10 protein-coding genes are annotated in these 9,905 nt (G+C 73.4%); 6 read left to right on the forward strand and 4 right to left on the reverse strand.

The window, feature by feature from the left end:
- Positions 1-58: 58 nt before the first annotated feature.
- The 3 genes from ACWD4P_RS28110 to ACWD4P_RS28120 all read right to left on the reverse strand — a co-directional run bounded on the left by ACWD4P_RS28110 (position 59) and on the right by ACWD4P_RS28120 (position 3,124).
- On the reverse strand, positions 59-1,222 hold the full coding sequence (locus ACWD4P_RS28110; RefSeq protein ID WP_359829225.1) for an agmatine deiminase family protein: 1,164 nt from the start codon (positions 1,220-1,222) through the stop codon (positions 59-61).
- A 75-nt stretch (positions 1,223-1,297) separates the two neighbouring features.
- The gene (locus ACWD4P_RS28115) at positions 1,298-2,335 is read right to left on the reverse strand and encodes an agmatine deiminase family protein (RefSeq protein WP_449781538.1); all 1,038 of its coding nucleotides are present in this window, start codon (positions 2,333-2,335) and stop codon (positions 1,298-1,300) included.
- 234 nt (positions 2,336-2,569) lie between these two features.
- Entirely contained in the window at positions 2,570-3,124 is a 555-nt protein-coding gene (locus ACWD4P_RS28120; protein WP_449781539.1) for a TetR/AcrR family transcriptional regulator, read from the reverse strand.
- 170 nt (positions 3,125-3,294) lie between these two features.
- Here ACWD4P_RS28120 and ACWD4P_RS28125 point away from each other — a divergent pair, with 170 nt between their 5' ends.
- Genes ACWD4P_RS28125 through ACWD4P_RS28145 form a run of 5 tightly spaced genes read left to right on the forward strand, consistent with a single transcriptional unit; the run spans position 3,295 to position 7,493 of the window.
- Positions 3,295-3,855: an RNA polymerase sigma factor gene (locus ACWD4P_RS28125; protein WP_359829222.1), complete on the forward strand. Its 561-nt coding sequence runs from the start codon at positions 3,295-3,297 to the stop codon at positions 3,853-3,855.
- Positions 3,852-4,679: a zf-HC2 domain-containing protein gene (locus ACWD4P_RS28130; protein WP_359829221.1), complete on the forward strand. Its 828-nt coding sequence runs from the start codon at positions 3,852-3,854 to the stop codon at positions 4,677-4,679. Before ACWD4P_RS28125 ends, ACWD4P_RS28130 begins: the two co-directional genes overlap by 4 nt.
- A 32-nt stretch (positions 4,680-4,711) precedes the next feature.
- The gene (locus ACWD4P_RS28135) at positions 4,712-5,521 is read left to right on the forward strand and encodes an ABC transporter ATP-binding protein (protein WP_359829220.1); all 810 of its coding nucleotides are present in this window, start codon (positions 4,712-4,714) and stop codon (positions 5,519-5,521) included.
- Complete coding sequence (locus ACWD4P_RS28140) at positions 5,518-6,912, forward strand: hypothetical protein (RefSeq protein WP_449781540.1); 1,395 nt, start codon at positions 5,518-5,520, stop codon at positions 6,910-6,912. Before ACWD4P_RS28135 ends, ACWD4P_RS28140 begins: the two co-directional genes overlap by 4 nt.
- A complete protein-coding gene (locus tag ACWD4P_RS28145; RefSeq protein WP_449781541.1) occupies positions 6,909-7,493 on the forward strand; it encodes a hypothetical protein in 585 nt (194 codons plus the stop codon). The genes ACWD4P_RS28140 and ACWD4P_RS28145 overlap by 4 nt, the downstream gene beginning before the upstream one ends.
- 109 nt (positions 7,494-7,602) lie before the next feature.
- On the opposite strand, the gene ACWD4P_RS28150 is transcribed toward ACWD4P_RS28145, so the two are convergent.
- The gene (locus tag ACWD4P_RS28150; RefSeq protein ID WP_359829217.1) at positions 7,603-7,986 is read right to left on the reverse strand and encodes a peptidase inhibitor family I36 protein; all 384 of its coding nucleotides are present in this window, start codon (positions 7,984-7,986) and stop codon (positions 7,603-7,605) included.
- Positions 7,987-8,448: 462 nt separating this feature from the next.
- Between ACWD4P_RS28150 and ACWD4P_RS28155 the strand changes: the two genes are divergently transcribed.
- A complete protein-coding gene (locus tag ACWD4P_RS28155) occupies positions 8,449-9,438 on the forward strand; it encodes a phospholipase (RefSeq protein ID WP_449781542.1) in 990 nt (329 codons plus the stop codon).
- The last annotated feature ends 467 nt before the right edge of the window (positions 9,439-9,905 follow it).

Consider the following 9,905-nt stretch of genomic DNA (forward strand, 5'->3'; position numbering starts at 1 on the left):
GCCCGACGCGAGGTGGCCGGGTCCGGTCCGCCGACCGGACCCGGCCCGTCCGGGGGCCTCAGCCGAGGGCGGGGATGTCGTGGGTCGCGCAGTGGATCCCGCCGCCGCCGGCCGCGATCGCGTCGATCTTGACCTGGACGACCTCCCGGTCCGGGAAGTACTGCTTCAGGATCTGCCGGGCCCGGTCGTCGGCCCTGGCGTCGCCGAACTTCGGCAGGTAGACGCCCTTGTCGCCGACGTAGAAGTTCATGTACGAGGAGACGAAGGCGTCGCCGCGCCCGGTGATCCGGTCCGGGTCCGGCTGCTGGAGCTCGACCACCTGGAGCTTCCGCCCCTGGGCGTCGGTCGCGTCCTTGAAGACGGCGCGCGCCTGGTCGGCCGAGCGGGACCAGACGTCCGGCGGGGTGCCGGGGAAGGCCTGGTCGAGCAGGACGACGCCGGGGGCGGCGAAGCGGGTCAGGCAGTCGACGTGGGCGTCGGTGATGTCCTTGCCCCGGACGCCCGCCAGCCAGATCACCTTCGTCACGCCGAGGAGCCTCTTCAGCTCCGCCTCGACCTGGTCGCGGGTCATGCCCGGGTTGCGGTTGTCGTTGACCACCGAGCTCTCGGTCACCATCAGGGTGCCCTGTCCGTCGGTCTCGAAGGAGCCGCCCTCGGCGACCAGCCGGGTCTCGATCCGCTCCACGCCGTACGTGGCCAGCACCGTCCGGGCGACCTTGGCGTCGTTGCCGCGCTGCTGCTTGCCGCCCCAGCCGTTGAAGTTGAAGTCGACGCCCTTGACCTTGCCGCCCTCCTCGACGAACACCGGCAGGGTGTCCCGGGCCCACAGGTCGTCGACGGCGATCGGCACCACCTCGACGGCCGAGCCGCAGGCCTTCTGGGCGGCGTCCTTCTGCTCGGGGCGGGCCATCAGGACGACCGGTTCGCGCGCCGCGATCGCCTGGGCCAGGCCGGCCACGTCCCTGCGGACGTCCGCGAGCTGGTCGCCCCAGACGTTCTCCGAGGCGGGCCAGGACATCACGGTGCGCAGGTGCTTCTCCCACTCGGCGCCGAAGCGGCGCACCCCGGGGGTGCCGCCGGGCCGGGTGGGCGGCACGGCGCCGCCCGGGCCCTCGATGTCGTTGGGGTCGCAGGCGGTGAGGCCGAGGGCGAGGGCGCCGACTCCGGCGCCGACACCGGCGAGGCGGCGCATCAGGGTGCGGCGGGACAGGTCAGTGGACATGCGGGTACTCCGGCTGGTGGTCGGTGCGGTGGAGGGGAGGGCCGCGGTACGGCCCCGGCGGCGGGACGCCGGTGGCTACGGCAGCGGCTCGTGCATGGTCGAGCAGTGGATGCCGCCGCCCCCGGCCATCAGGCGGTCGACGTCGAGCTGGACCACCTCGCGGCCGGGGAACGCCGCGGCGAGCGCGTCCCTGGCGGCGGCGTCCTTGTACGCGTCGCCGAACTGGGCGGTGATGACGCCTCCGTTGACGAGGTGGAAGTTGAGGTAGGAGTCGACGAACTTGGAGCTGCGGGAGCGGACGGTGTCCGGGCCGTGCACCGGGACGACCTGGAGGCGCCGGCCCCGGGCGTCGGTCGCGGCGGACAGGAGGGCGAACTGCTCGCGGGCGTCCCGCGCCCAGTCGTCGTCGCGGTCCGCCGGCGGCAGCTGGACCATCACGACCCCGGGGCGGACGAACCGGGAGGTGACGTCCACGTGGTCGTCGGTGATGTCCTGGCCCTTGATGCCCGGCAGCCAGATCATGGTGTCGGCACCGTAGGCCTCCAGGACGGCCTCCTCGATCTCGTCCCGGCTCATGCCGCGGTTGCGGTTCTTGTTGACCAGGCTGCTCTCGGTGGCCATCACCGTGCCGTCGCCGTCGGTCTCGATCGCGCCGCCCTCGCCGACGAAGTCCGCGTAGGTGTGGCGCAGGCCGCGGCGGGCGGCGAGGCGCTCGGCGACCCGGGCGTCGTCGTGGTGCACCTGCTTGTTGCCCCAGCCGTTGAAGTTGAGGATCACGGCGTCCAGGCCGCCGTGGCCGTCCCGGCGGAACACCGGGGCGGTGTCGCGCATCCACAGGTCGTCGGTGGGGATGGCCGTGATCACCTCCACGCCGGAGCCGCACCGGGACTGCGCCTTGCCGGCCGTCCAGTCGTCGGGGGCGCACATCACCACCGGCTCGAACTCGGCGATCGTGCGGGCGATCAGGGCGATGTCCTCCTGGACGCCGCCCAGGCGCAGCCCCCACACGCCTCGGCGGGACGGCCAGGACATCCAGGTCCGCGCGTGCGGGACGTCGTCCGCCGGCACCCAGGGGTACGGCCCGGTGGAACGGTCATCGCGGTAGTGGGTCATGAGGGTCTCCTGATCGTGCGACGGTGCCGGGCAGGGCGTCGGCCGTCGGTTCCACTCTTCGCGCCGCGACGCGGCGGCGCACCACGGGGCGGTCCCGGTGGCAACGCCCTGCCTGCGGCCCAGGCTCGCACTGACTGAAAAGTCAGTCAAACTCGTCGGCATGCCTTGACGCATCCTTGACGGGTGTCCTGCGCGGCGTGACGCCCCCCCCGAACGGGGCCGGGCCCGCGGGGATCAGGACCCGAGCCGGGCCACCTCGGCGTCGATCGCGTCGGTCAGCAGCGAGCGGGCGTGCGCCAGCGGCAGGCTGCCGCTGAGCCAACGCGTACTCAGCCCCTCCAGCAGCGCCGTCAACCGCTCCGCCGCCCCGGCCAGCGCGACCGCCGAGGCCATCGGCCGCACCCCGCCGAGCAGTTCCGCGACCTCCTGCACCCAGATCCGGGTGGCCCGCGCCAGGTCCTCGCGCAGCGTCTCGTCGAACACCGCGCTCGCCCGCAGCTCACCCCAGGCGGTGCTGTTCTCCCGCACCTCGGCGGTGTCCTGGAGCTCCAGCAGCAGGGTCTGCTCCAGCTCCTCACGGGGCGTCAGCGGCGGGGCGTCCGCGGCGCGCTCGGTCGTGTACCGCTCCGCCCGGTCGTTGATGAACTCCAGCGTCTGCCGGAGGATCCCCGTGCGGTCCTTGAAGTGGTAGTAGATCAGCGCGGTGGACACGCCCGCCTCGGCCGCGAGCTCCTCCACCCGCAGTCCGCGCACCCCGCGCCGCGCGATCACCCGCGCCGCTGCTTCCATGATCGACGTTTTACGACTGGCCACGATCCACCACCCTACCGGCGGTGCCGGCGCCGGCCGGGCCACCTGCCGGAACGCCGGTCGGCGACCGGGGCCGGCCGCCCCGACCGACTGTGACGCAGGTCACGCCGAACGCAGAACCCGGACGCCGCGGCGGGCGTCTGGCTGGTGTGAGATCACGCAGGAGAACACTGGACGAGCTCGACGAGGAGCGCCTCCTCAGGCTGGTGGCCAGGGGTGACCGCGCGGCGTTCGACGAGCTGTACCGGCGCACGTCGCCGTGGCTGGCGGTGCGGTTGCGCCGCCGCTGCGCCGACGAGCAGATCGTCGCCGAGGTCATGCAGGAGACCTACCTGGCCGTGTGGCGCGCCGCCGGCGCGTTCGCCGGCAGCGCCGTGGGCGGGACGGCCGTCGGATGGCTGTGGACGATCGCGGCACGCCGCCTCGTCGACGCCTTCCGGCGCCGCGCCCACCACGCGGAGCCGCCCGCGGCCGCCGCCGAACGGACGGTGGTGCCCGCGGCGGAGGAGGAGGCCCTCGCCGGCACCGTCGGCGGGGACGTCGGCGACGCCCTGCGGCGACTGGCGCCGGAACTCCGGGAGGTCCTGCAGGCCACCGTGCTCGACGGGCTCTCCGTCCGGGAGACCGCCGTCCTGCTCAGACTGCCCGAAGGCACGGTCAAGACCCGTGCCCGCCGGGCCCGGATCGCGATGCGGGAGGCATTGGCATGACCGGGGAACACGCGTCGAGGCGGCTGATCGACGACTACGCGCGCGGAGACGTGGCGATGGCCGCGGACACGGTGTGGGCACTGGAAGCCCACCTGGAGTCCTGCGCGCCCTGCCGGAGCCGGCTGGCGGCCTCCGTCGCCGTCGAGGCGCCCGACGTCGCCGCGCTCCTCGACACCGTCCGGGCCGGCCTGGAACCCCGACTGGACGCGGCGGTCCCGGTGGCCTCGCGGCGGCACCGTCCGCGGTGGGTGTCGTCCTGGCTGACACCGGTCATGACCCCGTGGCTGGCCATGACCGCCGTCGTCACCCTGGCGGCGCTGCTGCTGGACGCGCTCGCACCGGCGGACGTCTTCGGCGCCTCCTCGCCGGTGTCGCTGATCGCGCCGGTGCTGCCGCTGTGCGGTGTCGCCGCGTCCTGGTCGGCAGGCCTGGACCCGGCCCACGAACTGACCGCCTCGACCGCCCGGGCCGGCCTGCCCCTGCTGCTCAGGCGCACCACCTCGGTCCTCGTGGTGGTCCTGCCCGCGCTCCTGCTGGGGGGATGGCTGACCGGGGCCACGACGGTCGCGCAGTGGCTGCTGCCCTCCCTCGCCTTCACCTCCACCGCCCTGGCGCTGGGCAGCGTGGTCGGCGTGACCCGTGCCGCCGCCGGCCTGGTGGCCGGGTGGGGTGTCGCCGTCGTGGTGCCCGTGTCGGTCGTCGGCCGGGTCCCCTCCTTCCTCCAACTGGCCCTGCAGCCGGACTGGCTGCCCGCGTGGGCGCTGCTCCTGGCGCTCGGTGCCGGCGCCGTGATCGCCCGCAGGAACGCGTACTCGACGCTGTGAAACCCCTGTCCACCATCGAAAGGAACCACCGCATGACACGCATGACGAGCGTGGCCGACACCGCGCCGAAGACCTACGCCTGGGAGATCCGGGCCGCCGGCCTGAGGGTGCGGGTCGGCCGGAAGAAGATGGCCGTCGACGGCCTCGACCTCTCCCTCGGCATCGGCGCCCACGGCCTCCTGGGGCCCAACGGGGCGGGCAAGACCACCCTGATCCGGACGCTGGCCACGGTGCTGCGCCCCACCGAGGGCGAACTGGAACTGCTCGGCGCCCCCTTGGGCGGGATGGGCGACCAGCGGGCCCTGCGCCGCCGGATCGGCTACCTCCCGCAGGACTTCGGCTACTACAAGCGGTTCACGGTACGCGAGTTCGTCGAGTACATGGCCTGGCTGAAGGAGGTCCCGAAGGCGGACGTCCCCGGGGCCGTCCAACGGGCCGTGGAACGGGTCGGGCTGGCGGACCGCGCCGACCACCGGATGAAGACCCTGTCCGGCGGCATGGTGCGCCGGGCCGGCATCGCCCAGGCCATCGTCAACGACCCGGCGGTGCTGCTGCTCGACGAGCCGACGGCCGGCCTGGACCCGGCGCAGCGGCTGCGCTTCCGCGAACTGCTCCAGGAACTGGGCCGCGACACCTGCGTGGTGGTCTCCACCCACCTGGTCGAGGACGTCGCGGCCGCCTGCTCCGACGTGGTGCTCTTCGCCGACGGCCGCCTCGTCTTCCAGGGCACACCGGAGGACCTGGCCGCGGCCGGCGGCCCCGAGCACCCGGGCGACAGCCCCCTGGAACGCGGCTACTCGGCCCTGCTGCGCGACTCCGGCCGGCAGGGGGGAGCCTGGTGAACGGACGTGTCCTGCGCACCGAGCTGAAGCGCTCGGCCGCCCCGTGGGCCGGAGCCGTCGTCCTGGCCGGCAGCCTGGCGGTCCTCTTCCTGATCGACGGCATCTGGTGGAGGGGCACCGCGGGGTGGACGGCCCAGTGGACCACCATGGCCATGTGGACCCGCTACCTGCTGAGCTTCTGGCTGCCGCTCGTGGTCGGCATCGGGGCGGTGTACGGGCTGCGTGAACCCCGCTCGCGGATGACCGAACTGCTGACGACCACACCGCTGCCGGCCTGGCGCCGCGCGGCGCTGCCGGCCGGTGCGCTCGCGCTCGCGCTGGCGGTGGGCTTCGGCCTCCTCGTCGTGGTGGGCGGAGCGCAGGTGGCGTTCGGCCCGACCACCTACGCGGGCCTCGGCTGGCTGCCGATCTCGCTGGTGGCGGTCCTGGGCCTCGTCGCGGCCGCCGTGTTCGCCATGGGAGCGGCCCGGGCGCTGCCCTCCGTCCTCACCCCGCCGGCCCTGGTGGTGGCCTGCCTCGTGGCGACGAACCTGCTGCGGGTGGGGATCGAAGGGGTGGTGCCGGAGAGCAGGACGTCGAACCGGCTCGGCCTGCTGTCCCCGGTGACCGCGGACCCGCGGCAGATGCTGCTGACCCTCTCCGGCTCCGTCCACCTCGGCCAGACGATCTGGCTGCTCGGACTGCTCGCCACCGGCTTCGCGCTGCTGGCGGCCGCCACCCGGCGGGCCCGGCTGCTCGCGACGGCTCCCGCCCTGGGCTGCGCGGCCGTGGCCCTGCTGATCCTGCCGGCCGCCGCGCGTGACGCCTACGTCGTCGACCGGGCCGCTGCCGCCCCGGCCTGCGACGGACCGGTGTGCGTGACGGAGGCGAGCCGGTCGCACCTGGCCGAGCTCGCGCCGCGCGGCCGGGAGGCGCTGAGCGTGCTGCACGACGTCCTCGGCGACCGGGCGCCGACCTCGGTACGGGAGGACACCGCGCTGCGCGCCCTCGGCGATCCCCGCGCACTCCCCGCCGACGCGGTGCTCGTCGACTTCGACGAGCAGCTGTTTATCGACGCGAGCGGCGAGGGCCTGACCCGTGCGCTGGTCGCCCAGGGACTGGCGCCGAGCTGCCACGCCCGCACCGCCCGGGAGGGCGGGGGACAGGACGACGTCGCCCTCCAGAGCATCGCCGTGAGCTGGGCCCTCGGCGACCCCGACCTCCGGCCGATGGCGGAGAGGGCCGCCGACGAGTACTCGCGCAGGACCTGGGCGGCCGCCGACGCCGCCTGGCGGGAGCTGAACGGGCTGGCGCCGGCCGAGCAGCGCTCGTGGATCGCCGAGCTGCGCACCGCGGCCCTCTCCTGCACGGCGAGGCTGCGCGAGGTGCCGACGGGGGGTGCGGCGCGGTGAGGTGGCTGCTGCTGTACGCGCGTTCACGACAGGTGCCCACGTCGGCCGCCGCCGTCGCCCTCGTCGCGTCGGCGGTGTGGGCCCTCACCCGGGAAGACGGTACGGGCGCGAGGGAGGCGATGGATCCGACCGCGTTCTTCGTGCTCGCCGCGGGCGTGGCGGCCGGCTCCGTCGGGTTCGGTGGGCAGGACCTCGCGCTGGACCGGACGGCCGCGATCCGGTGGGCGCCCCGCAGGGCGGCGCACGCCGTGCTGGTCGGCGCGGTCGCCGGGGCCGCGCTGCTGGCGGTGCAGGCGGTGGGCCCGACGTTCGCCCCCACCGAGGTCGTCGTCCGGGACAGCGCGGGCCTGGTCGGCCTGGCCGCGCTCGGCGCGGCGCTCTGCGGGGCGCAGCTCGCCTGGACGCTGCCGACCGGCTGGCTCGCGTTCACCGTCCTCGTCCCTCCGCTGCCGCCCACCATCGTGGGGAAGGCGGTCGGTTGGATGACGTATCCCGCCGGCACGGCGGCGTCCACCTGGGCCGCGGTGGCGCTGCTGGTGGTCGGCGGCGCGCTGTACGCCGTGGCCGGTCCGAGGCGGTAGGCCCCTCCCGGTCGGCCCTGGCGTTCGCCGCCCGCTCGGCCACCAGCCGGAGCGGGCGGCCGGGGAGACCGGGACAGCGGGCTGACCCGGCCTCCCCGGCCGGAGGGTGCTACCCGAGGTGGGCGCGGTAGGCGCTGACCCAGGCGCCGATGCTGTTGTACCCGGTGCGGTCGATGGTGATCGACCCCCCGGTGCAGTCGTAGTTGTCCCACAGCTCCACCCAGTCACCCCCCTCGGTACGGGCGGAGCGGATCTGGTCGTTCCAGTTGTCCCCGACGTAGGTGCACGCCCCGTCGTTGCCGGAGAACCAGCGGTCCGCGCCCGAGAAACCGGTGTCGTTGAAGGCGTGGAAGCTGGGCTGGCGGGCGAGCGGGGCGGTGCCGGCGGTGTGGGTGGTGGAGGGGGCGAGGGGCTGGGCGGAGGAGGTGGGGACGACGACCACGGTGGCGGTGAGGACCGCGGCCGTGAGCAGGAGCCTGCGAACGACGGACATGGCGTCTCCTTCGGTAGCGCACTTCCGGGTGAACGGAGCCGTGGGAGGGGCGGAGTCGGCGCCGGTGCTTCGGCTTCGTCGGCCCGTTCCCTCGGCGGGAGTTCAGAATTTCACGCCGTGGCGGCGGGTAGCTGTGTGTACGAAGAAATGGCGGGAACGGGCATCGGGCCCCCGGCTTGGGTTCGAGTACGGATTCGACAGCGGGGGAACTCACCGGAACGGTGAGCAGGGTGAGGTGCCTGGGGTCGGAGGAGACGACCGCCTGTTCGACGAGGGGTGGTCCTTGTCGGTGTCCCCGCGGACACCAGGTCGATTCCCACCCGCCGGATCCGGCCGTCCCGGACCGGTCGCCGACCCGGGGCGAAGCACCGTCCATCGCCCATTTGCCGTACGGCAACGCATAGTTGGTGATATCGCTTGTCGGAGCACGGACAACAGGGCGCGAGCGAGAAGGAGCACCTCTTGACGACTCACCACGGGCGCGGCGCGCACGTACGGACGCTGTCGGCCCTGACGGCGACGCTGTGCGGGATCGTCGGGGCCACCACGATAGGCACCACCCCGGCCGCGGCCGCCGACCAGCGCCACCCCGTCTACGCCATCGCCCACCGGGTCGACACCCTGGACGGCGTGGACGCCGCGATCAACCACGGTGCCAACGCCATCGAGATCGACGTCTGCGCCTGGTGGAACCCCAACGAGTGGCGCGCCTACCACGACTGCTCCTCGGCCGGCGAGAACCGGCTCGGCCCCAGCTTCGACAGCATGCTCGACCGCATCGTCTCGAACGCCGACGCGGGCCGCCGGCTGTCGTTGGTCTGGCTGGACATCAAGGACCCCAACTACTGCGGCGAGGAGCCCAACCGCAGCTGCAGCGTCGCCGGACTGCGCGACAAGGCCCAACGGCTGACGGCCGCCGGCATCCAGGTGCTCTACGGCTTCTACGAGTACCACGGCGGCAGCACCCCGGACGTCAACGGCCGCGGCTGGAAGAGCCTGGAGGGCAAGCTCGGCCCGCTGGAGGGCATCACCACCACCGGCACCCGCGACCAGGTGCAGAGCGCCTTCGCCAAGTCCGGCGCCGGATTCCCCAACGGCCGCCGGGCCATGGACTACGGGGACAGCGACATCACCAAGGGCTTCGGCAACTGCACGGAGGCCACCTACAACACCTGTGCGGAGCTGAAGAAGGGAGCGGCCGACCGGGCCGCCGGACGGCTCGCGGCCACCCTCTCCTGGACGACCACCTACAACGACCCGTGGTACGTCGACAAGCTGCTCGGCGACGCCCAGGTGGACGGCATCATCGCCGGCTACGGCGCCTTCACCGGCGTCCGCGAGTACGACAACAGCTGGCAGTGCGCCAATGCCGTCAACCTCGTCCGGGACTGGGTGAACCGCCACAGCGGGACCCACCGCATGGCCGCCGCCGGCGACCGCCTCTTCAGGTAGTCGTCCCGCACGCCCCGGTGCCGCCCGGTCGGCGGCACCGGGGCGTGACGTGGGCGTTTGTCTCGGGGGCCGAGGAGGAGTACTGTCTCCCAGTCGCTCGACTGGGAGCACCGGACACGCAACGGCGCGGACGGTCCCGGGGCGGCCAATCCTCTGAAACGCCATTTCCCGGCTCGGGCCGGGGCGAATCCGCCATGTGCGGATGCGGCCCGGTCTGTATGTGGCATGTTCGTTTTATTGGATTGCGGCCGGATTCGCTTTCGGAAGCGGAGATCGGCTACTGTTTGAAACGTCGGACAGGGCGCCAAGCGCTGGAAGACACCGGCAAGTCGGAAGCGAAAAGCCCCGGTCAACGGAGCGGAAAGCATCTGGTAAGCTGGAAACACGAAAGAACGAAGCCCGGAGGGTCCGCTGGAAGGCGGTCCGAAGGAAGCGTCCGTTCCTTGAGAACTCAACAGCGTGCCAAA

The organism is Kitasatospora sp. NPDC002543 (assembly GCF_053594915.1).